Origin of the sequence: Variovorax sp. M-6 (assembly GCF_052114385.1) — a bacterium.
In the GTDB taxonomy this organism is placed as follows: Bacteria; Pseudomonadota; Gammaproteobacteria; order Burkholderiales; family Burkholderiaceae_C; genus Variovorax.
Window position 1 is genome coordinate 78,355 of record NZ_JBFREQ010000005.1, and the last position, 24,498, is coordinate 102,852.

The 24,498-nt window shown below is 66.5% G+C and carries 21 protein-coding genes; 1 reads left to right on the forward strand and 20 read right to left on the reverse strand.

Features of this window, described 5'->3' with window-relative positions; genetic code table 11:
* Positions 1 to 21: 21 nt before the first annotated feature.
* The 11 genes from AB4Z46_RS07725 to AB4Z46_RS07775 all read right to left on the reverse strand — a co-directional run bounded on the left by AB4Z46_RS07725 (position 22) and on the right by AB4Z46_RS07775 (position 10,978).
* Positions 22 to 954, reverse strand: a complete 933-nt coding sequence (locus AB4Z46_RS07725) for a branched-chain amino acid ABC transporter permease (protein ID WP_442283064.1) — start codon at positions 952 to 954, stop codon at positions 22 to 24.
* A 103-nt stretch (positions 955 to 1,057) separates the two neighbouring features.
* Complete coding sequence (locus AB4Z46_RS07730) at positions 1,058 to 1,930, reverse strand: branched-chain amino acid ABC transporter permease (RefSeq protein ID WP_442282901.1); 873 nt, start codon at positions 1,928 to 1,930, stop codon at positions 1,058 to 1,060.
* A 10-nt stretch (positions 1,931 to 1,940) separates the two neighbouring features.
* Positions 1,941 to 2,660: an ABC transporter ATP-binding protein gene (locus AB4Z46_RS07735; RefSeq protein ID WP_442282902.1), complete on the reverse strand. Its 720-nt coding sequence runs from the start codon at positions 2,658 to 2,660 to the stop codon at positions 1,941 to 1,943.
* Positions 2,657 to 3,472, reverse strand: coding sequence for an ABC transporter ATP-binding protein (locus AB4Z46_RS07740; RefSeq protein WP_442282903.1), 816 nt, complete (start codon positions 3,470 to 3,472; stop codon positions 2,657 to 2,659). Before AB4Z46_RS07740 ends, AB4Z46_RS07735 begins: the two co-directional genes overlap by 4 nt.
* Positions 3,473 to 3,619: 147 nt before the next feature.
* Entirely contained in the window at positions 3,620 to 4,798 is a 1,179-nt protein-coding gene (locus tag AB4Z46_RS07745) for an acetyl-CoA C-acetyltransferase (protein WP_442282904.1), read from the reverse strand.
* Positions 4,799 to 4,820: 22 nt separating this feature from the next.
* Positions 4,821 to 5,054 carry a hypothetical protein gene (locus AB4Z46_RS07750; RefSeq protein WP_442282905.1) on the reverse strand — a complete coding sequence of 78 codons (234 nt, stop codon included), beginning with the start codon at positions 5,052 to 5,054 and terminating at the stop codon, positions 4,821 to 4,823.
* A 4-nt stretch (positions 5,055 to 5,058) separates the two neighbouring features.
* A complete protein-coding gene (locus AB4Z46_RS07755; RefSeq protein WP_442282906.1) occupies positions 5,059 to 5,841 on the reverse strand; it encodes an SDR family NAD(P)-dependent oxidoreductase in 783 nt (260 codons plus the stop codon).
* A gap of 52 nt (positions 5,842 to 5,893) precedes the next feature.
* Positions 5,894 to 8,044: a fatty acid oxidation complex subunit alpha FadB gene (gene fadB, locus AB4Z46_RS07760; protein ID WP_442282907.1), complete on the reverse strand. Its 2,151-nt coding sequence runs from the start codon at positions 8,042 to 8,044 to the stop codon at positions 5,894 to 5,896.
* Between the two features lie 98 nt (positions 8,045 to 8,142).
* On the reverse strand, positions 8,143 to 8,310 hold the full coding sequence (locus tag AB4Z46_RS07765; RefSeq protein ID WP_442282908.1) for a hypothetical protein: 168 nt from the start codon (positions 8,308 to 8,310) through the stop codon (positions 8,143 to 8,145).
* On the reverse strand, positions 8,307 to 9,731 hold the full coding sequence (locus tag AB4Z46_RS07770) for an enoyl-CoA hydratase-related protein (RefSeq protein WP_442282909.1): 1,425 nt from the start codon (positions 9,729 to 9,731) through the stop codon (positions 8,307 to 8,309). Before AB4Z46_RS07770 ends, AB4Z46_RS07765 begins: the two co-directional genes overlap by 4 nt.
* 38 nt (positions 9,732 to 9,769) lie before the next feature.
* Positions 9,770 to 10,978, reverse strand: a complete 1,209-nt coding sequence (locus tag AB4Z46_RS07775) for an acetyl-CoA C-acetyltransferase (protein ID WP_442282910.1) — start codon at positions 10,976 to 10,978, stop codon at positions 9,770 to 9,772.
* A 138-nt stretch (positions 10,979 to 11,116) separates the two neighbouring features.
* On the opposite strand from AB4Z46_RS07775, the gene AB4Z46_RS07780 reads away from it, so the two are divergent.
* The gene (locus AB4Z46_RS07780) at positions 11,117 to 13,858 is read left to right on the forward strand and encodes a LuxR C-terminal-related transcriptional regulator (RefSeq protein WP_442282911.1); all 2,742 of its coding nucleotides are present in this window, start codon (positions 11,117 to 11,119) and stop codon (positions 13,856 to 13,858) included.
* A 48-nt stretch (positions 13,859 to 13,906) separates the two neighbouring features.
* Here the strand turns inward: AB4Z46_RS07780 and AB4Z46_RS07785 are convergent, their stop codons facing one another.
* The 9 genes from AB4Z46_RS07785 to AB4Z46_RS07825 all read right to left on the reverse strand — a co-directional run bounded on the left by AB4Z46_RS07785 (position 13,907) and on the right by AB4Z46_RS07825 (position 24,494).
* Positions 13,907 to 15,058, reverse strand: a complete 1,152-nt coding sequence (locus tag AB4Z46_RS07785; RefSeq protein ID WP_442282912.1) for an acyl-CoA dehydrogenase family protein — start codon at positions 15,056 to 15,058, stop codon at positions 13,907 to 13,909.
* A 245-nt stretch (positions 15,059 to 15,303) separates the two neighbouring features.
* Positions 15,304 to 16,407 (reverse strand): CaiB/BaiF CoA transferase family protein, encoded by a 1,104-nt coding sequence (locus tag AB4Z46_RS07790; protein WP_442282913.1) that lies wholly within the window; start codon positions 16,405 to 16,407, stop codon positions 15,304 to 15,306.
* A gap of 222 nt (positions 16,408 to 16,629) precedes the next feature.
* The gene (locus tag AB4Z46_RS07795) at positions 16,630 to 17,691 is read right to left on the reverse strand and encodes a phosphotransferase (protein WP_442282914.1); all 1,062 of its coding nucleotides are present in this window, start codon (positions 17,689 to 17,691) and stop codon (positions 16,630 to 16,632) included.
* Complete coding sequence (locus AB4Z46_RS07800) at positions 17,688 to 18,887, reverse strand: acyl-CoA dehydrogenase family protein (protein ID WP_442283065.1); 1,200 nt, start codon at positions 18,885 to 18,887, stop codon at positions 17,688 to 17,690. The genes AB4Z46_RS07795 and AB4Z46_RS07800 overlap by 4 nt, the downstream gene beginning before the upstream one ends.
* 19 nt (positions 18,888 to 18,906) lie before the next feature.
* Positions 18,907 to 19,656: an SDR family NAD(P)-dependent oxidoreductase gene (locus AB4Z46_RS07805; RefSeq protein WP_442282915.1), complete on the reverse strand. Its 750-nt coding sequence runs from the start codon at positions 19,654 to 19,656 to the stop codon at positions 18,907 to 18,909.
* 52 nt (positions 19,657 to 19,708) lie between these two features.
* Entirely contained in the window at positions 19,709 to 21,001 is a 1,293-nt protein-coding gene (locus tag AB4Z46_RS07810; protein WP_442282916.1) for a hypothetical protein, read from the reverse strand.
* A 290-nt stretch (positions 21,002 to 21,291) separates the two neighbouring features.
* Positions 21,292 to 22,560 carry a porin gene (locus AB4Z46_RS07815; RefSeq protein ID WP_442282917.1) on the reverse strand — a complete coding sequence of 423 codons (1,269 nt, stop codon included), beginning with the start codon at positions 22,558 to 22,560 and terminating at the stop codon, positions 21,292 to 21,294.
* A gap of 165 nt (positions 22,561 to 22,725) precedes the next feature.
* A complete protein-coding gene (locus AB4Z46_RS07820) occupies positions 22,726 to 23,688 on the reverse strand; it encodes a Bug family tripartite tricarboxylate transporter substrate binding protein (RefSeq protein WP_442282918.1) in 963 nt (320 codons plus the stop codon).
* 44 nt (positions 23,689 to 23,732) lie between these two features.
* Positions 23,733 to 24,494, reverse strand: a complete 762-nt coding sequence (locus tag AB4Z46_RS07825; RefSeq protein ID WP_442282919.1) for an SDR family oxidoreductase — start codon at positions 24,492 to 24,494, stop codon at positions 23,733 to 23,735.
* Between the last annotated feature and the right edge of the window lie 4 nt (positions 24,495 to 24,498).

The window sequence follows — 24,498 nt, forward strand, 5'->3', positions numbered from 1 at the left end:
GCAGCGGCGACCCGTGCCGATTCATCGTCCACGGGCGAGCCGCGCCTGGATCTTGCGAAGCAGCCCGACCACGCCACCGGGCATCGCGAACATGAAGGCGATCAGCACCACGCCGTACACCGCCCAGGGAGCGGCCTTCGAGACCTTCTCGGCAAGCGAGGGCACGAACATGATGAAAATGGCGCCGAAGATCGCGCCATAGAGCGTGCCCACGCCGCCCACCACGATGCCCACGAGCAACGAGATCGACAGGAACAGCGTGAATGAATCGGGCGCGACGAACTGCACCGCAATGGCCGAGATGGCGCCGCCCACGCCGGTGAAGGCGGCCGAGACGCCGAAGGTCATGGCCTTGTAGTGATTGTTGTCCACGCCCATCGCCTCCGCGGCCATCGCGTGGTCGCGGATGGCGCGCATGGCCCGGCCGCTGCCGCTTTGCAGAAGGTTGTGGGCGATGAAGAACATCACCACCGCCACGAACAGCGCGAACAGGTAGAGCCACTGGTCCTCGGTGAGCGGCAGGCCGAAAGGTGCAGCGGGTTTCATCAGCACGATGCCCTGCACGCCGCCCGTCCACGCCTCGAGGTGCTTGTACTTGAGTAGCTGCGGCATCGCCACGCCGAGCGCGAAGGTGGCGAGCGCGAGGTACAGCCCATCGAGCTTGAGCGCGGGCCGCCCGAACAGGTAGCCGACGGTCAGGCACACCACGGCGGCTGCCGGTATCGTGAGCCAGTACGGCGCACCGGCATGCTCCATGAGGATGCCGGTGGTGTAGGCTCCGATGGCATAGAAGGCCCCGTGACCGAGCGAGATCTGTCCGTTGTAGCCCGTGAGGATGTTCAGGCCCAGCAGCGCGATGGCGTACGACAGCACCATGGTCGCCTGGAACAGCTGGTAGCCACGCGCCACAAAGGTGATCCCGATGGCCAGCAGGATCAGCACGCTGACCCACATGAGCGTGGAGCGCGAGGCCGCTGCCGGCCGGACATCGTTGCGCGAGCCCAGCGGTGGCACAGGCGAGAGCGCCGTGGAGGAAGCTTGGGAGGAGTTCATGCGATCAGACCCGGGTGACGACGGTGCGGCCCATGAGGCCGGAAGGCTTGACGACGAGGACACCGACGATCAGCACCAGCGCCACCGACAGCTTGAGTTCGGTGCCCACCACGTAGGTGCCGATCAGGTTCTCGAGTACGCCGACGATGAAGCCACCCAGCACCGCGCCCACGGGGCTGTCGATGCCGCCGATCAGCGCGCCCGCGAACGCGTAGAGCAGCACGCCGGACATCATGTGCGGATCGAGGAACACCACGGGCGCGACGATCATCCCGGCCACCGCGCCGATCGCCCCGGCGAGGCCCCAGCCCAGCATCAGCATGCGCCCGACGTTGATGCCGACCAACCGCGACGAGGCCGCGTTCTGCGCCGCGGCGCGCATCGCCAGGCCCAGCGGCGTGAAGCGGAAGAAGGCGAACAGGAGAGCCACCATCACCAGCGTGATGCCGATGGCGCCCACCTCGTGCGCAGACATCATGACGCTGCCGTACCACGCGTCAGAGGGGAACGGACTCGGGAACCGTTTGATGGTGTAGCCGAAGAGCCAGCCCGCGAGGCTGTGGAAGATCACCAGCAGGCCGATGAACACCACCACCACCGAGAGCGCCGGCTTGTCGTGCATCGGCCGGATCACGGTGAACTCCACCACCGCGGCAAGCACGAAGGACAGCGCCACGGTCGCGGCGAAAGCGGCCCAGTAAGGCAGCCCCGCCTGCATCAGGCTCCAGGCGATGAAGGTCGAAAACATCGCCATCTCGCCCTGGGCGAAATTGATGTGATGCGTGGCCTGGTAAATCATCACCAGTGCCAGCGCGACGCTGGCATAGATGCCGCCGGTGGCCAGGCCCGCCAGCAGTTGATGCAGGAATGCGTTCATGCGTGTCCCTTCATGCGCCCAGATAGGCTTTGCGGACGGCGTCGTTGCAGCGGATTTCCGCGGCAGGGCCCGAGAGCACGATGCGGCCGGTCTCGATGAGGTAGGCCGAATCGGCCAGCTCGAGCGCGAGTTTGGCGTTCTGCTCTACCAGCAGGATCGACACGCGCTCTTCCTGGTTGATGCGCCGCATGATCGCGAAGATGTCCTTCACGATCAGCGGGGCGAGCCCGAAGGACGGCTCGTCGAGCAGCAGCAGGCGCGGCTTGCCCATCAGCGCGCGGCCGATTGCGAGCATCTGCTGCTCGCCGCCCGAGAGCGTTCCGGCCTGCTGGCCGCGACGCTCGCGCAGGCGTGGGAAGTAGTCGAACACGCGCGCCATGTCGGCATCCGCGCCCTCCCGGCTGGCGCGGGCGTAGGCGCCCAGGCGCAGGTTCTCCTCCGTCGTGAGGCCGAGAAAGGTGCCGCGCCCGTCGGGCACGTGCCCCACGCCGGCCTTGGCGATCTGCTCGGTAGAGCGGCCGTCGACGCGCTGGCCCGCCAGCATGATGCTGCCCTCGGTACTGACCATCATCTGGCACAGCGCGCGCAGCGTGGTGGTCTTGCCGGCGCCGTTGGCACCCAGCAGGGCCACGACCTGGCCCGTGGGAATGTCGAGGTCGACGCCCTGCAGCACGCGCGTGGGGCCGTAGGCGGCGTGGAGGCCGCGCACCTCGAGGATGTTGGTCGTCATGCCATGGCCTCCGCTTCCGCTTCTTCACCCAGGTAGGCGCGGATCACCTCGGGGTGCGCACGCACTTCGGTCGGCGTGCCCTCGGCGATCTTCTTGCCGAAATTGAGCGCCACCACCCTGTCGGAGACGCCCATCACCAGGCTCATGTGATGCTCCACCAGCAGCAGGGTGACATGCAGGCGGTCGCGGATGTCGCGTATCAGCGCGCCCAGGCTCTCGAGCTCCTCGTGGTTGAGGCCGCAGGCCGGTTCGTCGAGCAACAGCAGTTGCGGCTCGGCCGCCAGCGCGCGCGCCAACTCGACGCGCTTCTGCGTGCCGAAAGGCAGGTCGCCCACCTCGCGGTCGGCCACCGCGCCCAATTCGAGGAAGTGGACAAGGTGGTCGGCCCGCGCCCGCGCCTGCGACTCGATGGCCGCCACGCCGGGCAGCCGGAAGGCGTTGCGCAGGAAGCCCGCGTGGTGCTTGCTGTGACAGCCCACCAGCACGTTGTCGCGCACGGTCATCGTGCGGAACAATGCGAGGTTCTGGAAGGTGCGGCCGATGCCGAGACCCGCCATGCGGTGGCGCGGCATGCGCGAAAGCGGATGGCCGTCGAACTCGATGCGGCCGGCGCTGCATTCGTAAAGGCGCGAGAGACAGTTGAACAGCGTGCTCTTGCCCGCCCCGTTCGGCCCGATGAGGCCGCAGATCTGGCCCCGCCGCACATCGAACGAGACGCCGTCGAGCGCCACGATGCCACCGAAGCGCACCGACACGCCGTCGATGCGCAACAGGGGGCTGTTCTGGTCTCCGCGATCGTTGTCATGAACCATGCTTCGATCTCATTTTTTGATGGAACTGCGATCGGTGACCGCAGCGTTCGCTATACCGGAAACACCGAGGAACCGGCTTTGCCGGGCCGCTGTGTTGCCCCTCCAGGGTGGAGGCGGCTACACGACGTGGCAAGCATTCGGGCGGTGCTACAACCGTTCCACGATCGTCACGTTGGCGAGGCCACCGCCTTCGCACATCGTTTGCAGGCCGTAGCGCTTGTTGCGCTGGCCCAGGGCGTTGACCAGCGTGGTCATCAGCTTGGTGCCCGAGGCGCCCAGCGGGTGGCCCAACGCGATCGCGCCGCCGTTCACGTTGAGGCGCGCGGGGTCGGCTCCCAGTGCCTTCAGCCATGCGAGCGGCACCGGAGCAAAGGCTTCGTTGACCTCGTACAGGTCGATGTCCTCGATCTTCATGCCGGCTTTCTTCAGGGCGCGCTGCGTGGCGGGCAGCGGCGCCTCGAGCATGATGATCGGGTCGTGCCCCATCACGCTCATGTGGTGCACGCGGGCCAGCGGCTCGACGCCCAGCGTCTTCAGACCGCGCTCGTTGACCACCATCAGGCCGCTCGCGCCGTCGCAGATCTGGCTCGCGGTCGCGGCCGTGCAGCGGCCGCCCTCGGCAAGCAACTTGACGCCGGCAATGCTCTCCAGCGTCACGTCGTATCGGATGCCTTCGTCGGTGGTGTGCTGCTCGCCGGTCTCGGTGCCGTCGGCCATGCGAACGGCCACGGGAACGATCTCGCGTTCGAAATGGCCCGCCTTGGTGGCGGCGATCGCGCGGTGGTGGCTTTCCAGCGCGTAGCGGTCCAGCACGTCCTTCTCGATGCCGTAGTTCCTGGCGATCATCTCGGCGCCCGTGAACTGGCTGAACTGCACGCCGGGGTAGCGCTTGGCCATCAGCGGGCTCACGTAGAAGCCGAGGTTGTTCTTGAGCGGCAGCGTGCTGGGCAGGCCCATGGGCACGCGGGTCATGCTCTCGACACCGGCGGCGATCACGATGTCCATGGAGCCGGACATCACGGCCTGCGCCGCGAAGTGCAGCGCCTGCTGCGAGGAGCCGCACTGGCGGTCGACCGAGGTGCCGGGCACCGATTCGGGCAGGCGCGAGGCCAGCACTGCGTTGCGCGCGATGTTGGAGGCCTGCTCGCCGGCCTGGCCGACGCAGCCCATGATCACGTCCTCGACCAGCGCGGGATCGGCGCCGGTGCGATCCACGAGCGCGTTGAGCACCTGAGCGGCGAGGTCGGCCGGGTGCCATCCGGCGAGGCGGCCGTTTCGGCGGCCTCCGGCGGTGCGCGCGGCGGCGACGATATAGGCTTCGGGCATGAGAGATTCTCCGGTTGCGTGATCAGGATTCGAGTCCGGGAATTGTTGGCGCCATGCCGCGGTACAGCGTCGTCGGATCGGACGATTTTGGATCGCGGTGCCGAACGCCTCCGCCCTCTCGGCGGCAGCGCAAGGACTCGCCGGGCCCGTGCGAGTCCTGGCGCGGGTCCGATTCGAGCGTCATCACCTGCTCGGCGACGAAACGGCGCGTGCGATCCTGGAGGTCGAGTTGGACCGGGGCGAGGCTGAAGTCCATGGGGTCAGCGCGGCGCCATCCGGATCGCTCCGTCCAGGCGCACGCTCTCGCCGTTGAAGTAGCCGTTGGTGATCATCAACTCGGCCAGCGTCGCGTACTCGGCCGGGTTGCCGAGCCGCTTGGGAAACGGCACCGAAGCCGCCAGCGCCGCCTTGACGTTGTCGGGCGCGGCCTGCAGCAGCGGCGTATTGAAGATGCCGGGCAGGATGGTGTTCACGCGAATGCCCTCGCCCATCAGGTCGCGCGCGATCGGCAGCGTCATGCCGGCCACGCCGGCCTTCGAGGCGGTGTAGGCGGCCTGGCCCATCTGCCCGTCCTGCGCCGCGACGGAGGCGGTGTTGACGATGGCGCCGCGTTCGCCATCTTCCAGCGGGTCGAGCGAGAGCATGCCGGCCGCCGATTTGGCGATGCAGCGGAAGGTGCCCACCAGGTTGATCTGGATGATGCGGTCGAAGTTGGCGAGCGGAAAGTGCTTGATTTCGCCCGACGTCTTGTCGCGGCTCGCGGTCTTCACCGCGTTGCCGGTGCCGGCGCAGTTCACCAGCACGCGTTCCTGCCCGTGCGCCGCCCGGGCCTTGGCGAACGCCGCGTCCACTTGCTCTTCGGAGGTCACGTCGACCTTGCAGAACACGCCGCCGAGCTCTTTCGCGAGGGCCTCGCCCTGCTCCGCATTGAGGTCGAACAGCGCGACCTTCACGCCGTGGCCGGCCAGGCGGCGCGCCGTGGCGGCCCCGAGGCCCGAGGCGCCACCCGTGACGACGGCGGCAATGGTTGAATCGAGTTGCATCTCTGATGGTCCTTGGATAGAGAGAAGATGAAAGAAAGGCAACGCCGGCCGTTCAGACCGGGTAGTAGCGCAGCTTCTGCGCCGCCATTTCGCGCATGCGCGACGTGGGCGCGTACGGCGCGCCGAGGGCCGCATGCTTGTCACATAGCGCGACCACACGGTCCAGCCCCAGCCAGTCGGCATACTTGAGCGCGCCGCCTGCGTAGGCGGGGAAGCCCACGCCCAGCAGCAGCGCCATGTCCAGCTCGGCCGGCGTGGCGACGACGCCGTCCTCGAGCGCATGCGCGGCCTCGATGATCATCGGCAGCATCATGCGTTCGACGATCTCCGCATCGGCGAAATCGCGTCGCCCCTGCGGCTGCAGGGCGGCGAGCAGCGCCTGCGCCTCGGGTGCAGCGGACTTGCGCGGACGGCCCGTCGGATCGTTCTCGTAGCGGTAGAAACCCGCGCCATTCTTCTGGCCATAGCGCTTGTGGCCGACCATCAGCTTCACGACGTTGCGCTCGATCGGCGGCATGCGCTGCGGGTAGCCCGCTGCGATCACGTCGCCCACGTGCGAGCCTACGTCCATGCCCACCACGTCCTGCAGGTAGGCCGGGCCCATGGGCCAGCCGAAAGCCTCCATCGCGCGGTCCACCGCCTCGAAGTCGGCGCCATCAGCGACCAGTTGCACGAAGGCGTTGATGTACGGCGTAAGGATGCGGTTCACCAGGAAGCCCGGGCAGTCCTTCACCACGATGGGCGTCTTGCCCATGGCGACCGCATAACCCACCGCGGTGGACACGGCGGCGTCGGAGGTCCTGGTGCCCTGGATCACTTCCACGAGTTGCATCACCGGGACCGGGTTGAAGAAATGCATGCCGACGAAGTCCTCGGGCCGCGCGAGCGGCTGCGCGATATCGTCGATGCGCAGGCTCGAAGTGTTCGAAGCGATCACGGTGCCTGGCCTCACCGCATGCTCCAGCGCGGACAGCACCTTGCGCTTGACCGCGAGGTTCTCGACCACCGCCTCGACCACGCAGTCCACCGTGTCGAACCCAGTCTCGTCGAGCTGCGGAACGATGGAAGCCAGCACGGCATTGGATTTCGCCTGTGCGAGGCGGCCGTTCTTCACCTGCTTGGCCAGCTGCTTGCCGGCCTCGGCCATGCCGAGGTCCAACTGCGGTGGAGCGATGTCCTTCATGCGCACCGGCATGCCGCGCAGGGCGCTGGTGTAGGCGATGCCGCCGCCCATGATCCCGGCGCCGAGCACGGCCGCCTGCTTCACCGGCCGGCCTTCGCGGGCGTGGCGCTTGTAGAGCTTCTTGAGCGCCTGGTCGTTCAGGAAGGCCTGCACCAACGACGCAGCGGCCTGTGTCTTCGCGACGCGGCCGAAGGCGGCCGATTCGAGATCCAGCGCGCCCGCGCGGTCGCAGCTGGCGGCTGCGGCCATCATTTCGAGCGCGATGACCGCAGCGGGCTGGTGCTTGCCGACGCGCGCTGCGCCCTGCGTGCGCGCGGTCTCGACCAGACCTTTCGCGTCCTGCGGCGACAAGGCCAAAGGCTCGCGCTTGCGCCGCTGCGCAGCCTGCCAGTCGACCTCGCCGCGGACTGCGCGCTGCAGCAGCGCCAGGGCGCGTTCACGCAGCACATCGGGCGCAGCGATCTCGTCGACCACGCCCGCCGCCAGGGCGGCAGACGCCTTGGCGGGCTTTCCGCTCGCCACCCAGTCGATCGCCGTCGCCAGGCCCGCCACGCGCGACAGTCGCACCGTGCCGCCGAAGCCCGGGAACAGGCCGAGCTTCACCTCGGGCACTCCGACCTGGGCTGTATCGCCCATCACGCGAAACGGCGCAAGCATCGCCAGCTCCAGCCCGCCGCCCAGGGCGAAGCCGTTGATCGCGACCACGCTGGGCACCGCAAGATCCTCGAAGGCATTGAACCGCTCGTTGCTGGCGCGCACGCCACGCGCGATCTCCGCCTCCGCCTGCTGGAAGGTCGCGCCGAATTCGGTGATGTCGGCGCCGACGATGAAAACGTCCTTCGCGCTCGTCACCAGCACGCCGCGCACCTCGGGGGATGCCGCGATGCGCTCGGTGGCCTGCCGGAACTCGTCGACGGTGCGCGCATCGAGCTTGTTGATGGTCTCGCCGCGCCGGTCGAAACGCAGCTCCACGAGTCCGTCCTGCAACGACAGGATTTCGATACTTTCGCCTTGGAACAAAATGATCTCCTCGCGGCCGGACACACGCCGGCCAATGCCAAGGAAGTCTAGGGACGCGCCGTCCGCGCAGGCATCGTCCGAAGCGACGAAATGCAGGACTACAGTCGGCCTTGCGCCTGGAGGAGGTCGCGCACCGCCTCGCGCGGCAGTCGCCGCAGGCAGAAGACGAGCTTGATCATCGGCGCACCCGGATAAGACCTTCCTGGCCTGCCGCCCTGGATGATCGGATAGGCAATGCCGAGCTGGCGGGTGACGCGCCTCGTCATGCTCGCGAGCCGTGATCCTTGGAATAGAACGGGGTGTTCGACGCCGCGCGGCGGCGCAGCGCGGCCGTCGGCCGGAAGCGCTCGCCGTGACGCTCGGCCAGCGCGTCGCAGCGCGCAACGAAGGCTGGCAGCCCCACGGTTTCGATGTACGAGAGTGTCCCGCCGGTCCAGTCGGGATAGCCCAGCGTGAGCACGGCGCCCAGATCGGCCTCGACCGGCCCCGCCACGACCCCTTCCTCGAGGCAGCGCGCCGCTTCGAGCGCGAGCAGCGACAACAGGCGCTCGCGCACGGACCTGGCTTCGGGCTGCGGCGTGGAAGCCTGCCCGGAAGGGGTCTGCGCCCCTGCCGTCAGCGGGCTCTCGCCCAGCCCGGCCTGCCGCGCGGCATTGGCGACCAGCGACGGCAGCACGCCTTCGCGCAAAAGCACTTCCCCTTCGCCGCGGTAGAGCTTGCGCAGGCGCTCGACATACGCGGCGTTGACCGCGGCCGTGCCGCTCTTGCGCCGCAGCGCCGCACCCCGATTCACGAACATCGTGCGCATGAGGTTGCGCGCCACCGGCCCGGCCAGCAACGGGCCAAAGCACTGCGCCTCGACCGCGAGCCCGCTGTCCATCGGCAACTGAGTGCCTTCGTACACCGCCGACAGGATCGCCAGCGGCGCCGGGAAATTGTCGTGCGTGTCGCGCCGCACCTGCGCGAGCGCTGCTCCGAAGCTCTCGCCCGCATGCGGCGCCAGTGCGCCCGCACCGCCCGGCACCTTGAATCCCTTCACATCCCACGGCTGCTGGCTGCCCTCGGGGTGGTCCAGCACCCATTGCCGGGCCACTTGCACCAGCTTGCCGGCAGGGGCCAGCGCATCCACCATGCCCAGAGCCAGCGCTTCGGCCGGCGCCACGTGTCGCCCCGTGAGCAGCAGCGGCAGAGCGCGCGCGATGCCTATCAGGCGTGGCAGGCGCTGCGTGCCGCCACCCGCCGGCAACAGGCCGACGGTGACTTCGGGCAGCCCGACCACGGCGCGCGGTTCATCCAGCAGCACACGATGGTGGCAGGCCAGGCCGAGTTCGAAGCCACCGCCCAGCGCCATGCCGTTGATGGCCACCGCAACGGGTTTGCCGCAGCGCTCCAGCGCGCGCAGCACCTGACCGCCGGGTGCGATCGCATCGATCGCCTCGGCCGCGCTGCCTCCGCTCGAGTGGAAGTCCACCAAGTCCTTCAGGTCGGCCCCGGCCATGAAGCCGCCGGCCTTTCCCGAGGTGATGACCGCGCCGCGCACGTCGGCGCGCTGCGCGATCTGCGCCACCGCCTCCCTCAGGTCGGCGGTGAAGCCCGGCGTGAAGACGTTCATCGGGCGATCGGGCAGATCGAGGCTGAGGAGGGCGACGCCGTCAGGATCTATGCTGAATCGGATGCTGGAATACATGATGGGTGATCGAAGAAGGCTCAAAGAAGACCGAGCGCTCAGACGCGCTCGATCACCATCGCAGTGGATTGCCCCGCCGCCGCGCACAGCGTCACAAGGCCCAGGCCTGCGTCGCGCCGCTCCATTTCGTCGAGCAGCGTGCCGGTCAGGATCGCACCGGTCGCGCCCAGCGGATGGCCCAGCGCGATCGCGCCGCCGTTGACGTTGATGCGCGCCGGGTCGATGTCGAAATGCCGCGCATAGCGCATCGGAACCACCGAGAAGGCCTCGTTCACTTCGAACAGGTCGATCTCGCCGATGGCCAGGCCGCAGCGCGCCAGCAGGCGTTCCGTCGCCGGCGTCGGCCCGCCCAGACTCAACAGCGGTTCGTCGGCGCAGGAGGCCGCGCCCACGATGCGCGCGCGCGGCTTCAGTCCGTTGCGTGCGCCGTAGTCGCGGTTGCCCAACAGCACCGCGCAGGCACCGTCGACGATTCCGCTCGAATTGCCGCCTGTGTGAATGGGCTCGATGCGCGACAGGTGCGGATAGCGCTGCAGCAGGATGGCCTCGTAGCCCAGCGCGCCCATGCCGGCGAAAGCCGGCTTGAGCCTGGCCAGGTCCGCGAGCGTGGTGCCGGGCCGGTTGGCCTCGTCCTTCGCGAGCACCGTGCGGCCGAGCCGGTCGCGCACCGGCAGCAGCGAGCGGTCGAAGCGTCCCTCCGTCTGCGCCACGGCCGCGCGCCGTTGGCTTTCCACCGCGTAGGCATCGATCGCGTCGCGGTCCACCTCGTCGAGCATCGCCATCAGATCGGCCGCCACGCCGTTGGGGATATAGGGGTAGCGCCGGCCCACCTCGGGGTCCGTATAGACTGCACCGCCGTCGCTGCCGATGGGCACCCGCGACATTGACTCCACGCCGCCGCCGATCACCGCATCGGCCTGCCCCGAGGCCACGAGCGCGAATCCCATCTTGAGCGTGTCGAGCGAGGAAGTGCAGAAACGGTTGAGTTGATAGCCGACCACGCTGTCGCCGTAGCCGGCCGACAGCAGCGCCGCGCGCGCTATGTCGGCGCCCTGCTCACCCACCGGCATCACCACGCCCAGCCCCACGTCCTCGATCTGCGACGGGTCGAGCGCATTGCGTTCGCGCAGCGCCTGCAGCACCTGCGTGGCCAACTGCACCGGCGTAATGGAATGGAGCGCGCCGTCGGGGCGGCCCTTGCCGCGCGGCGTGCGCAGATGGTCATAGATGAAAACGTCGTCCGTCATTCGGGATGCAACTGCCCGGGTGCGCGGAGCCACCGAAAGCAGGGAAATCAGTTTGTACGGGGCCAGTTTAGGAAGGAGAATCGGTCGCCGGAATCGTCGGAAGCGACGGAAATCCAAGGCGCTCACTCCCCCATCGCGATGCCTTCCTCAGCACCTGTGCCCTACTCTCTCCGGATTCTCGAAACCAAACTCGATCCGCCGGCTTTCGTCGCCACGCAGGTCCCACGCACTTCCATCAGCGAAGAGATCGCCGCGACTGCTGTCAAGCTGGTGCTGGTGCGCGCACCGGCTGGCTTCGGCAAGACCACCGCCATGGCGCAGATCCGCGAGCGCATGGAAACCCAGGGCATCGCCACCGCCTGGCTCACGCTCGACCGCGCCGACAACGACCTCTCGCGCTTTCTCAATTGCCTGGCCGAAGCGGTGCAGCGCCTCGGCGTCGACGAGCCCATCAACCTCGCGCCCTTCGATGCCGTGGCCGCACTCACGGCACACGACTCGCCCTTCACGCTCTTCCTCGACGACTTCGAAGTGGTGCAGGAGCCCGCCGTGCTCGGCCTTGTGCGCGAAATGGTCGAACACCTGCCGCGTCGAGGCCAGATCGTCATTGGCTCGCGCAGCCTGCCCGACCTCGGCTTGGGACGGCTGCGCGCGCGCGGCCAGCTGATCGAGATCGACACCGACCGCCTGCGCTTTTCTCTGGAGGAAACCAGCGCCTTCTTCGGACTGCGCCAGACCCACTCGCCGCGGGGCATCGCGCAGAAGCCACCGCAGGCGCTACCGGCCGAACTGCTTTTGCAACTGCACCGCAAGACCGAAGGCTGGGTCGCCGCGATCTGGCTCGCGTCGATGGCGCTGGAACGGCACGGCATTGAAACCGGCTTCATCGAGCGCTTCTCGGGCTCCGACCGCGCCGTGGCCGACTACCTCGCCGAAGACGTGCTCGCGCATCAACCCCGGGAAGTACGCGACTTCCTTCTGCGCACCAGCATCCTGCGCCAACTCGATGCCTCGGTTTGCCAGGCGCTCAACCCTCGCGGCGACAGCGTCGCCATCCTCGAGCAGCTCGCCGCCGCCAACCTGTTCCTCACGCCGGTGATCGGCGACGCCGGTGGCGAAGTCCGCGCCTGGCGCTACCACAGCCTTTTTGCCGACTTCCTGCGGGCGCAGCTCGCACGCGACCGGCCTGACGAACTTGCACGGCTGCACCTCGCAGCCTCGGGCTGGTACGAATCGCACGGCCGGCCCGTGCCCGCCATCGACCACGCCATCGAGGGCGGAGACCATCCGCACGCACTCACGCTGCTCGACAGCTATGCCGAGAAGTTCCTCGAACAGGGCCGCATGCGGCTGCTGGCACGCTGGTTCTCCGCCATTCCGGAACACCAGCTGCGCGAGCACCCCTTGCTCCAGCTCATCCGACTGTGGGCCACCTGCTTCACTCACGGCCCGTGGGACGCCATGCGGCTGCTCGAACAGTCGGGCTGCCTCGACAGTCCGATCCCCAAGGTGCGCGTCAATGCCCACACCTTGATCCCGCTGCTGCTGGCCATGCAAGACCGACACGACGAGGCCTACGAAGCCGGGCGCGAGAGCCTTGCGCGCCTGCCCACCGGGCTTGCATTCGCCGAAGGCGTGCTGCTCAACGCCATGGCCCACATCCTCGCGGTGCGCGGCGACCAGCGCGAGGCCCAGCGGCTGCTCGAGGCTGCGCGACGCAAACAAGGCAACAGCACCTTCAACCGCATGTACACCGAGTCGCTGGCCGGCATGTTCGATCTGCATGAGGGCCGGCTGCGGCAGGCCACCGCGCGGCTTCGCATGGCCGTCGACTCGACACATGCCGTGTCGTACAGCCACAGCCACGGCAACGCCTGGGCCGGCGTACTGTATGCCGGCGCCGTGTACGAGACCAACCAGCTCGAGCAGGCCGAGCACCTGCTGAACGTGTACCTGCCGCTCGCGCGCGACGTCGGCCTGCCCGACCACATGATCCTGAGCCACGTCATGCGCTCGCGCATCGCCTTTCACGCGGGCGACATCGATGCCGCCTTCCAGGCCTTGACCGAACTCGAATACCTGGGTCACCACCGCCAGCTGCCGCGCGTGGTCGCCGGCGCCAAGCTGGAGCGCGCGCACGTGCTGGGCCTGCAGGGCAACGGCCCCGCGTCCCGTGACGAGCTGCAGCGCGCCGACGATCCCGAGCTATGGCAACGCGAGCGCCGCGAGCAGCTGCCCGCGCACGACCTCGACTACCTGGCTCTCGCCCAGGCGCGCTGGGAGATTGCGTTCGGCGACGCCCGCGCGGCGCTGGGTGTGCTCGATGCCGAACTTCACGCTGCCGTGGCCTCCAACCGCAATCGCCGCGCGCTGAAGCTGCGGGTGCTGCGCGCGCTGGCCCTGCAGCGTGCGGGCGACTTGGCCACCGCCACCGCGGAGATCGGTGCCGTGCTGCAGACCGCGAGCCAGGAAGGTTTCGTTCGGCTGATCCTCGACGAGGGCCCGGCCGTGGGCACGCTGGTTCACCGCTACGCTTCCGCCGCCATGCAGCAGGAGACTAGCGATGCCGCGCCCGCGATGCGCAGCGATCCGATCCTCGCGGACTATCTACAGCGGCTCATGCAGGTACTCGGGCCGATGCCGTCACCGGGCGATGCGGAAGCACCCTCCGGCGACGCTATCAGCGAGCCGCTCACACGCAAGGAGATCCGCGTGCTGCAGTTGCTGGCCGAGGGATACTCGAACAACGCCATGGCCGAGAAGTTGTTCGTGTCGGACAGCACGGTGCGCACGCACCTGCGCAGCATCAACATGAAGCTGGATGCGAAGAGCCGGACGCAGGCGGTCGCGATTGCGCGCAAGCTGGGCGTGATTCGATAGACCCGGGGGGCGCAGGCCTCGGCCTGCGATGTCGGCGTGAGCTCCTGGTCACAATGCCCTGGAGATCACTTCTTTCATGATCTCGTTGGTCCCGCCGAAGATGCGCTGCACCCGGGCGTCGGTGTACATGCGCGCGACCATGTATTCGCTCATGAAGCCGTAGCCGCCGAACAGCTGCAGGCATTCGTCCACCACGCGGCCCTGCGCCTCGGAACCCCAGAGCTTGGCCATGGAGGCGGTGGCTGTGTCGAGCTTGCCTGCCACCAGATCTTCCACGCAGCGGTCGACGAAGGCACGGCCGACCTTGATTTCCGTGGCGATCTCGGCGAGCTTGAACTTGGTGTTCTGGAACTCCGCGATCGGCTTGCCGAAAGCCTTTCGGTCGCGCACGTAGTCGAGTGTGGCCTGGTAGGCGCCCTCCATGGTGGCGAGCGCATTCACGCCGATGATGGTGCGCTCGTAAGGCAGGTCGCTCATGAGCTGGAAGAAGCCCTGCCCTTCCTGGCCGCCGAGCAGTGCGTCGGCGGGCACATGCACGTCGTCGAAGAAAAGTTCGGAGGTGTCCTGCGCCTTCATGCCGATCTTGTCGAGAAGGCGGCCTACGCGGTAGCCCTCGCAGCCCTCGGTCTCGACGATCAGGATCGATGTGCCCTTGGCGCCTTTCGTGGGGTCGGTCTTGGCCACCACGAGAACCACGCCGGCCAGGAAACCGTTGGTGATGAAGGTCTTGGAGCCACGGATGCGGTAGCTGCCGTCCGGTTGCTTCTCGGCGCGGGTGCGCACGCCCTGCAAGTCGGAGCCGGCGCCGGGCTCGGTCATCGCGATGGCGCCCACCAGCTCGCCGCGTGCCATGCGCGGCAGGTAGCGCTGCTTCTGCGCTTCGGTGCCGTGGTTGAGGAAGTAGTGCGCGACGATGGTGTGCACCGAGCTGGCCATGCCGGTGAGGGCCCGTCGCGCCTTCTCCTCGTAGAAGACGGCCTCGTGGCGGAAGTCGCCGCCGGCGCCACCGTAGGCCTCGGGGATGTCGGAGCACAGCAGGCCGAGCGTGCCGGCCTTGCGCCATACCTCGTGGCCGACATGGCCGCGCTTGCGAGCCTCCTCGTCGTGCGGGATCAGTTCAGTCTCGACGAAACGCACCACGTTGTCGCGGTACAGCTCCAGTTCGTCGTCGCTCCACGAGCGGCGGAAATCGATAGCCATGGGGGTCCTTCTGTTCCTTGAGTGGGGATTGGGTGCGGTGCGCCCGCTCAGGCGATGCGGCGTTCCTTGCCAGCCCAGAAGGTCTCGCGCAACTGGAATTTCTGCACGTCGGGACTGCGCTGCGCTGCGAGATGCAGCGCCTGGGTGAGGAATGTTTGCGGTTGCATGATCGTGGCACTTTCGGTGCGTGGATGCGTGGGGGGGTGGGCGCCTGTGCGCCTGCCGGGGCCGGTCGGCCGGCGGCGTCAGCTCGGCTCGGTCGCCGGCACGACAGCGCCCCATCGCCGCAGCAGCGCCTCGCCGTCGTCGGGCGCCGTCGCCGGCGGCGTGACCGGCGCAGTGCGGCTGAAGCGTGGCGCGGGCGCGGGTTGCACCACGCCCCCTACGTTCGCGAACGTGCCTCGCGCCACGTTGTGCGGATGCTGCGGGGCTTCGTCCCAGTCGAGCACGGGCGCGAAGCAGGCGTCGCTGCCTTCCAGCAGCACGCACCACTCGTCGCGTGTGCGTGTTCGGAATACGTCGGCCATGCGCAGCTTGAGCAGCGGCCAGCGCGCGACGTCCATCTGGGCGTCGAACGCAATGTCCTCGGCGATGCCGCACCGTTCGCGCAGCAGCGCGTAGAACTGCGGCTCGATGGCGCCGATGGCCACGTGCTTGCCGTCGGCGCAAGCATAGGTGTCGTAGAAGTGCGCACCGCCGTCGAGCATGTTCTCGCCGCGCTGGTTGCTCCACTGTCCGGCCGACTTGAAGCCGTACATCATGGCCGACAGCAACGCGGCGCCGTCGGTCATGGCGGCGTCGACCACCTGCCCCTGTCCAGAGGCCTTGGCCTCATGCAGCGCGGCCAGCAGCCCGAAGGCCAGCAGCATGGCACCGCCGCCAAAGTCGCCCACGTAGTTGAGGGGCGGCACCGGCGCCTCGCCCGAGCGGCCAATGGCATGCAGCGCGCCGCTGATGGCGATGTAGTTGATGTCGTGGCCCGCCGCGTGCGCGAGCGGGCCGTGCTGGCCCCAGCCGGTCATGCGGCCGTAGACGAGGCGTGGGTTGCGCGCATGGCATTCGGCGGGCCCGAGCCCGAGGCGCTCCATCACACCGGGTCGGAAGCCCTCGATCAGCACGTCGGCCCGTGCGATGGCGTCAAGGACGGTTGCAGCGGCGCCGGGCGCGCGCAGGTCGACCTCCCAGGTGCTGCGCCCGCGCGCGAGGATGTCGTGGGCGTCGTGCCGCGTGCCGGGACGGGTGATGCGGAGCACCTCCGCGCCCATGTCGGCGAACAGCATTGCGCAAAAGGGACCAGGGCCGATGCCGGCCATCTCGACGACCCGAAGTCCATTCAGGGGTCCTGCCATGTGTGTGTTTCTCCTGTGGCGCACGCGTGGCGGCCTGTTGTGTGCGGGCATCTTGGCGCGGGGGCGCCCGCGTCGCATCGTCCAAAGCGACGAAAGCGGCGCGGGGCGCGCGCTCGAAGGCGTTGCGCGTCAGGGCGCGCAGCGCGGCTTCGTCCTTCCGTCGGCTCGCCGGATCGAAGTTGGTACCCAAACGGGCCAACGGCGCTACACGCGAATCCGAAGTTATCCTTTTGACGAAACAGCCTGCGCCTGTTCCCAAGCTAGATCCGCGACACGCGCGAAACGATCCCCCATGGCCTGCGCATCGCTGCTGGACGCCGTCCCGCGTGCCGCACGGCCCTTGATACCGTGCAGGATCGCCGCGAAGCGGAACATGTTGAACGCGATGTAGAAGTCCAGATCGGCGATGCCGTCGCGCCCCGTGCGTTCACAGTAGGCCGCGACATAGTCCGCCTCGCTCGGGATTCCGTGAGCCGCCAGATCAATACCCGAGATGCCCCCCAGGATGTCCGGCGGCATGCGATACATCATCACGTGATAGGAAAAATCCGCCAGCGGATCACCGAGCGTGGAGAGTTCCCAGTCCAGCACGGCGAGAACACGCGCCTCTGTCGGGTGGAAGATCATGTTGTCCGCGCGGAAGTCCCCGTGCGTGACCGTCGTTTCGTCCGCGGCAGGGAGATGCGCCGGCAGCCATTCCGCCAGACAGTCCATGGCCGAGTGGCGTCCGGCCATGTCGTCCGCGCGGTATTGCTGCGACCAGCGGTCGATCTGCCGCGCCACATAGCCGCCCGTGCGACCGTAGTCGGCCAGCCCGATGGCAGAAGGGTCGAGCCTGTGCAAGGATGCCAATGTCGCATTCATCGAATCGAAATACTCGAATCGGCTCGCAGGTGGCAGGTCGGCAAAGCTCGCGTCCCAAAAAATCCGCCCCTCGATCAAGTCCATCACGAAGAACCAGCTGCCGATCACGCTATCGTCCGTGCACAGGCCGTGAACGACAGGGACGGGGAAACCTGTCTTGCCCAGGGCGGTCATGACACGCGCTTCGCGCTCCACGGCGTGCGCGCCCTTCACCAAGCCACCGGGCGGCTTGCGCCGCAGGACGTAGGCGCGGCTCGGCGTGCGCAGCCGGTAGGTCGGATTCGATTGCCCGCCCTTGAACTGGTCGACCTGAAGCGGTCCCTCGAACCCTGGGACGTGCGCCTGCATCCATCGGCTGAGGGCATCCTCGTCAATCCGATGCTGCTCTCGAACGGGAATGGTGTCCTGCGAGATGGTCATGCCTTGCCTGCCGATTGCAGTTCCAGCGCATCGCGCTTGATCTTCTTGGCCAGCGACCATTTGTGCACCTCGGTCGGGCCGTCATAGATGCGGAACGCCCGGACCTCGCGGAAGATCTGCTCGACGATGCTGTCGCCCGTCACGCCGGACCCACCCATCACCTGCATGCAACGATCGGCGACCCTGAACAGGGCATCGGCCACTGCGACCTTGGTCATCGAGCTTTCCGCGGTGGCCAGGGAACCCGTGTCGAGTACGCCCGCACACCAGTCCACCATCAGAGCCGACTGCTGCAGGTCAATCAGGTTGTCGGCCAGCATGAAGCCAACACCCTCGTGGTCGATCAGCAACTTGCCGAAGGCCTTGCGCGTGGTGGCGTAGCGTGTTGCGATCTCATGCGAACGCGTTGCGCCGCCCAGCCAGCGCATGCAGTGCGAGAGGCGCGCTGGCGAGAGCCGCACCTGCGCATAGCGAAATCCCTCGTCGACCGCGCCGAGCACTTGGTTCTGATGCACGCGCAGGTTGTCGATCAGCACCTGCGCATGCCCGCCGGGCATGGAGCTGTCGATGGTGTCGAGCACGCGCTCGATCCGGACGGCGGGATGCGGGAGATCGACAAGGAACATCGTGGCCTGGGCGCGCTCGCCCTCTCCCGTCCGCGCCATGACGATCCCGACGGAGGCGCCCTTGGCGCCAGTGATAAACGTCTTGCGGCCGTTGATGACCCATTCGTCACCGTCGCGGACAGCCTTGGTCTGCAGCATGGAGGGGTCGGAGCCCGCTCCACCCTCAGACGCAGGCTCCGTCATCATGAATGCGGAACGTGCCCCGCCGGCCACCAGTGGTTCTAGAAAGCGCTTGTTCTGCGTGGGTGTGCCGATCTTTCCCAACAGGTACATGTTGCCCTCGTCGGGCGCCATGGTGTTGACCGCCACCGGCCCGAGCGGCGAAAGCCCCGAGCGCTTGAGGACCGCGGCTGTTTCAAGCTGGCTCAGGTGCGTCCCGTCGGGAAGGATGTGCGGTGTCATCACGCCGGCCACCCGTGCCTTGCCGCGCAGTTCCTCCACCAGATCCTCGCTCGGCCCGTGCGAGGCGCAGCGTTTGTCGCCTTCGTAGGGAATCACGATCTCGCGCACGAAACGCTCGACGCGATCGGCAATGGCGCGACTTCGCTCGGTGGGGCTGGGGGTGTGCATGCTTGTCTCCTGCAAAGTGCTAGAGGGTACCAACCAGATGTCCGCCATCCACTGCGAGCACCGAACCGGTCATGTAGCGCGCCGCATCGGATGCCAGCAACAGCAACGGAGCGTCCAGGTCCTCGAGCTGGCCGAGCCGACGCTGCGGAATGCGCGCGACCAACGCCTTGCCCGCGTCCGTTTGCCAGAACTCCCGGTTGAGGTCTGTCTCCAGGTAGCCCGGCGCAAGCGCGTTGACCCGAATGCCATGGCGCGCCCATTCGAGCGCCAGCGTCTTCGTGAGCTGGATGACGCCGGCCTTCGAGACGGCATAGGACACAACGCCACCTGCCTGGCGGACGCCCAGGATGGAAGCCACATTGACAATGCTGCCGCCGCGGCGTGCGCGCATGCCGGGTGCAATCGCCTGGGCTACAAAGAACATGCCCTTGAGGTTGATGTCGAGTACTGCGTCCCAGTCGTCTTCGCTGCACCCGAGCGCGGAACCTTCGCGGACGATCCCGGCGTTGTTGATGAGGATGTCGATCGCGCCCGCCTCGTCGACCAACCGGGCTCGCGACGAGGCGTCTGCCACGTCCAGCGCGATCGTCGAAACGCGGTCGCCACCTATTGCCCTGGCAAGAACTTCAAGGGCATCCAATCGCCGCGCCGCAATGACGACATGGGCGCCGTGCGCTGCAAGCAGGCGTGCGAAGTGTGCACCAAGCCCACTGGAAGCACCGGTCACGAGCGCGCGTTTGCCGGCGAGTAGGCTGGAACTTGCTGTCATTTGAGGTCTAGGAAAAAGTCGACAAGGCCACCAGTCACGCGGGCCCACAGGATCACAGGGGCAATCGCTCCTGCAGCCATGGCACCAGCTTGGCCATCTGTTCCAGGGCACCGGCGTTGTCTGCTTCGCCCTCGTCGGGTTCGAAGTAGTGCAAGGCGTTGGGGAAGTCGAGGTAGGTCTTGTCCTTGCTCGCCAAGGCGTCGAAGATGGGCCTGGAGTGCGTCTCGGGATAGACATCCATGTCGCGTCCGGCATGAACCACCACCACCGGCTCGGTAATGGCATGGCCGTTCCTGAGCAGGTTGGCGTTGCTGGAAAGGCCCGACCAGGTGGACAGCCAGGCATCTGGCGTCTGCACGCGGCCGAAGCCGGCGATCTGGAAGTTCATAAGGTCCGGCCGGTCGCTCAACAGGCAGCCGTAGCCCCGGTTGCTCGGGTCCAGCGTCGCGTCCACATAGTTCAGATTGGCCATGGTGCGGTAAGTCGTCATCACTGGCTGAAAGGCCATGCGCTGCAGGGTGGCGCGCTGGTGCGCGGCGGGCAGGCGCTCGAATGCCGGGTTGGTACGCGTGGCTTCAGCATCCATCTGCTCGGCAATCATCGCCCGGGCGCGCGCGTCGATACGGGCCACTCGGGCCACCTGCGCCGAGCGGTAGCGCTTGATGAATTCGGGGTCGTAGCGCGACCAGTCCGGTGCCGGCACGAAGCCGTTCGCCGGGTCGTACATGTCCAGCGAGGAGTCTGTGAGAAAGGGGTTCCCCTCGTCCACCACCGACGGGTCGATCACTTCGTTCATGATCAGTCCCTGGCCCGCGTGGGCGGCCGTGATCATCATGGCGTCGAAGGGCGGCATGACGGCGGTGGGCAGAGCGGTCGGACGGCCGCCCGGCGTGAGCTTCAGACGCTCGTCACCCGGCAACTTGGCCTGCGCCTGATAGAAGGCACCCAGCGAGCCGCCGCCTGAGTTGCCGAGCCATACCACCTTCTCCACGCCTCTCTCCTCCTTGAGCCAGCGCACATAGGCCGCAATGTCCAGGATGATCTGCTCGTGGATGCAGGACATGTCGTTGCCCAGCGTGCGGACGTTGGCGCCCATGCAGGCATAACCGGCGCGCAGCAGGGCCGGGAACGCATAGTGCTGCGAAAAATCGACGCGCGGATGAGCTGCGATCACGGCCACACGCGGGCGCGGGTTGTTCCTGGGCGTCCAGTACAGGCCGCGCACCTGCGTGCCATCGTGCGCGTAGACGGTGGACTGGGTGCAGGTCGCGAAGTCTTCAACGGGTTCGCGAAACTTGATCCAGGTGCCGCGCCAATAGGTCTTGGAAAGAAGTCGAAGGCTCATCTTTGTACTCGTGGTTAAACATCGGAGGGAGGCTGCGATCCACCTTGTCATCCGGAAGTGGCGGGCTGTCGCACTGTAGTCTTCGATCGGGCCCGACACCATCGTCGCTTACGACGGTTGCCAAGAATTTCCGCCTCACTTTGGACAGCCAGCCAGCTTTGTCGCGACCTTGATGCCGGCCGAGAGAATGCTTGCGCATCCAAGAGAATTGAATCCCAGCAGCGCCACGCAGTTCCCCCAGCAGCTCAGCCCTTTCTCTTCAAATCGCTGACTAACTCTCCACGACTCGTTCAGAAGACATGGCGAATGCCAAAGTCGTAACCCATGGACTTGTCCGGTACGGCGCTGCCGGGACTGCCAGGAACACGACCGGTATAGAAAGTCGGGGCACCAACTGACGATACCGACAAAGAAGCCCCGTTCTTATTTTCGATATACACAGCCGAAGCGTACAGCGCTGTGCGCTTCGAAAGGTTATATACGTAACCCAGGGCCACCTGATCGGCCTTTGGATTGGGATTTAGTCCGGTGATGTTGAGATTCACGTTGGTGTACCTGACAGCTGAATATGCAGCACGAATCAGGCCCGGGCCAATCGGCACGGTCACTCCGAGCACCACGCCGTTCGCACCCGGTTTCGTCAGTCCGAACGGATTGAGCTTGTTTATTGCAAGATCGGTCTTCTGCTTGTTGTTCGAATATTCACCGAACACCTTGACAACATCGAAATCATACGAGGCACCGACATTCACAATACTGAGCGCAGTCGTACTTCCGGCATAGAAGTTCGAAGCGACCGTACTCTTCGCAAGCCCCACCGCGACATCCAGCGCACCACGGGCGTAGCCGAAACGGCCGCCATAGTATCCGCCAGCACGCGCATTATCCGGGACGAGTACGAGCGCCGGATTGGCCACAACCGCAGGAACACCAGGAGGGGTGAGGCCGCCCGGATCGTAGCTGGTCTTCTCATCGAAGGCGTACATGACCTGTCCGTAGAATCCCCCCAAATTCGGCGGCAAGAAATAGGCGATGGAGTTAGAAGCTCGAACGTAGTTCATGTTCTTTTCGAAGCCACTGTTGGGCACACCGAATGCGACACCGCCGTTCGCCGTATACACCAAACTCGCGCCGACGCCCAGATTGCCGAACGGGTCGAATACTGCGTCGTTCCAGTAAGTAGGCACTACGTCACGGCCAAGACGAAATTCGCCAAAAGCCCCTGACAAACCTACAGTTGCCCGGCGATTGAACATGAAAGCGCCACCTGCACCTGCACCATTCCCTGTATCGGGTGACAAACTACCTTCTAGCCAGAAATTTGCAGCCAAACCACCCCCGAGGTCCTCAGTTCCTCGAAAGCCGAGACGACCGGCGGTTAAACCGCCAGTCGACATCTGAGTCTTCGTGGTGTTGACAGTCACGCCGGTGGGCGTCTCTGATTGATTCTTGTAACCGCTGACGGCGACATCAAGGACGCCGAATACGGTGACGGTTGACTGGGCGGAGGCTGCGCCAACCGCGGCCAACCCGGCCAAGCACAAAAGGCCTTTTTTCATCGAAAGTCTCCAGTAGTTAATTTCTAAGGCGTCGCGATGAGTTCACGCTCGCCGGAGGCGTGGTGCATCAGCACCGTCAGCCTCCCGGTCGTGAATCGCAAGCGCGTGGGATACGCGTTGGCGGACGTCGTACGGCCCTTCGGCCGTATCCGCGTTGGCCCGTGACTAGTCGAAGGTGACGCCGGATCGCTTCACCAACTCGGCCCAGCGGGCGGTGTCCGTCTTCATTCCCGACAGGAATGTCGGACCATCGGCCCAATTGAGGACGATATCCATCGAATCCAGCTTCTTGGCCATTTCCGGAGTGTCCAGGATGGCCTTGATCTCGGTCGTCAGGCGCGTCGTGATCGCCGGCGGTAGCTTGGCCGGACCCATGAAGCCGTACCAGCCGATCCAGTTGAAATCCTCGTAGCCCTGCTCGAGAAACGTGGGCAGGTTAGGTAGCGAGGCGGCGCGACGGGTCGCGCTGATGCCCAATGGCACAAGCTTGCCGCTCTGGACAAAGGGGCGCGCCGTCGAGACGGTGAACAGCGCGATGTCGATCTGGCCGCCCATCATGTCTTGGATTGCAGGCGCTTCGCCCTTGTAGGGCACGCTGAGCATGTTCAGTTTCCGGCTCTTGTTGAAGGCCTCCAGCACCACCTGTGGGCCGCTGGCCGTGCTGCCGAACGTCCACTCCTTGCCGGGCGCGTTCTTCACCAGATCGGCCGCCGACTTGATGCCTAGCGCGGGGCGGGCGACCAACATGGTAGAAGCCGCACCGACTCGCGCAATCGGCGTGAAGTCCGCGATGGGGTCATAGCCGGCGTTCTTGTACTGGATCGGGACTTGAATGTGCTGCGTGAGCGTAAACAGCAGCGTGTAGCCGTCGGAGGGTGCGTGTGCAACGGCCTGCGTGGCGATGATGCCATTGGCCCCGGGTCGGTTGTCGATGACCACGGGCTGACCCAGCCTTTCTGCAAGGCGCGTCCCGAACTCTCGCAACATGACATCGCCGGCGCCGCCGGGGACCTGTGGCGTGACGATCCGAATGGCCCGCGAAGGCCACGGCCCGGATTGCGCCGATGCGAGCAAGGGTAGCGCAACGAGCGCCAGTGACAGTGCCTGTACGAGTATGCGCCGCTTCATATCAATCTCCTGTTCTAGTAATGAAATATCCGACCGCAGCCGCGTCAGGCCGCCGTAAAACCCGCGTCGATCGTCAGCACGCTGCCGATCGCCGAAGCTGCGCCGGGCGAGCACAACCAGAGGATGCCGGAAGCGATTTCCTCGGGCGTGCTGTAGCGCCCCAGCGGATATCTGGCGCCGCCGTTGGAAGGGGGACCGCCGGCAAAGGACGCGACGATGCGTTCCGCCATCGGCGTTTGAATGCCGGATGGGCACACGACATTCACACGCACGCCGCGACGGGCGTATTGAAGCGCAGCACTGCGGGTCAAGCCGATGACGGCATGCTTGGATGCACCATAGATGGGTGATCGTGCGGAACCTACGAGCCCGGCGCCGGAAGACACATTGACCACCGATCCGCCGCCCTGCTGCCGCAGCATCTGCCGAATCTGCGCGCGCATGCAATGCCAGACACCGCGGACGTTGACGTCCATGGTGTGGTCATACAGCGCATCGTCTTCTTCCAGCAGTTCGCGGGTCGCTCCTTCGACACCGGCCGAATTGACTGCACAGTCAAGCTGACCCCACGTCGCCACCGTCTTGTTGACTGCTGCTCCCACCTGGGCGCCCTGTGTGACATCGCAAGGCAGCACGAGCCCCTGGCCGCCCGCTTGCTGAACTGACAGCAGCGTCTGGGCACAACCATCGGCGTCGCGGTCCACCAACGCCACGCGAGCGCCGCCAGCCACAAAGGCCAGGGCAGTGGAGCGACCGACACCCGACGCTGCGCCAGTCACGAAGGCCACTTTTCCTGCAAAGTCCATGTTG

Excerpts from the sequence above, each read along its gene's own strand:
- AB4Z46_RS07810 (WP_442282916.1), bottom strand. The coding sequence starts at position 21,001 with ATGAGCCTTCGACTTCTTTCCAAGACCTATTGGCGCGGCACCTGGATC.
- AB4Z46_RS07755 (WP_442282906.1), bottom strand. The coding sequence starts at position 5,841 with ATGCAACTCGATTCAACCATTGCCGCCGTCGTCACGGGTGGCGCCTCG.
- AB4Z46_RS07790 (WP_442282913.1), bottom strand. The coding sequence starts at position 16,407 with ATGGCAGGACCCCTGAATGGACTTCGGGTCGTCGAGATGGCCGGCATC.
- AB4Z46_RS07815 (WP_442282917.1), bottom strand. The coding sequence starts at position 22,560 with ATGAAAAAAGGCCTTTTGTGCTTGGCCGGGTTGGCCGCGGTTGGCGCA.
- AB4Z46_RS07820 (WP_442282918.1), bottom strand. The coding sequence starts at position 23,688 with ATGAAGCGGCGCATACTCGTACAGGCACTGTCACTGGCGCTCGTTGCG.
- AB4Z46_RS07725 (WP_442283064.1), bottom strand. The coding sequence starts at position 954 with ATGTGGGTCAGCGTGCTGATCCTGCTGGCCATCGGGATCACCTTTGTG.
- AB4Z46_RS07770 (WP_442282909.1), bottom strand. The coding sequence starts at position 9,731 with ATGTATTCCAGCATCCGATTCAGCATAGATCCTGACGGCGTCGCCCTC.
- AB4Z46_RS07745 (WP_442282904.1), bottom strand. The coding sequence starts at position 4,798 with ATGCCCGAAGCCTATATCGTCGCCGCCGCGCGCACCGCCGGAGGCCGC.
- AB4Z46_RS07785 (WP_442282912.1), bottom strand. The coding sequence starts at position 15,058 with ATGGCTATCGATTTCCGCCGCTCGTGGAGCGACGACGAACTGGAGCTG.
- AB4Z46_RS07735 (WP_442282902.1), bottom strand. The coding sequence starts at position 2,660 with ATGACGACCAACATCCTCGAGGTGCGCGGCCTCCACGCCGCCTACGGC.
- AB4Z46_RS07805 (WP_442282915.1), bottom strand. The coding sequence starts at position 19,656 with ATGACAGCAAGTTCCAGCCTACTCGCCGGCAAACGCGCGCTCGTGACC.
- AB4Z46_RS07825 (WP_442282919.1), bottom strand. The coding sequence starts at position 24,494 with ATGGACTTTGCAGGAAAAGTGGCCTTCGTGACTGGCGCAGCGTCGGGT.
- AB4Z46_RS07780 (WP_442282911.1), top strand. The coding sequence starts at position 11,117 with ATGCCTTCCTCAGCACCTGTGCCCTACTCTCTCCGGATTCTCGAAACC.
- AB4Z46_RS07740 (WP_442282903.1), bottom strand. The coding sequence starts at position 3,472 with ATGGTTCATGACAACGATCGCGGAGACCAGAACAGCCCCCTGTTGCGC.
- AB4Z46_RS07800 (WP_442283065.1), bottom strand. The coding sequence starts at position 18,887 with ATGCACACCCCCAGCCCCACCGAGCGAAGTCGCGCCATTGCCGATCGC.
- AB4Z46_RS07730 (WP_442282901.1), bottom strand. The coding sequence starts at position 1,930 with ATGAACGCATTCCTGCATCAACTGCTGGCGGGCCTGGCCACCGGCGGC.
- AB4Z46_RS07750 (WP_442282905.1), bottom strand. The coding sequence starts at position 5,054 with ATGGACTTCAGCCTCGCCCCGGTCCAACTCGACCTCCAGGATCGCACG.
- AB4Z46_RS07765 (WP_442282908.1), bottom strand. The coding sequence starts at position 8,310 with ATGACGAGGCGCGTCACCCGCCAGCTCGGCATTGCCTATCCGATCATC.
- AB4Z46_RS07775 (WP_442282910.1), bottom strand. The coding sequence starts at position 10,978 with ATGACGGACGACGTTTTCATCTATGACCATCTGCGCACGCCGCGCGGC.
- AB4Z46_RS07795 (WP_442282914.1), bottom strand. The coding sequence starts at position 17,691 with ATGACCATCTCGCAGGACACCATTCCCGTTCGAGAGCAGCATCGGATT.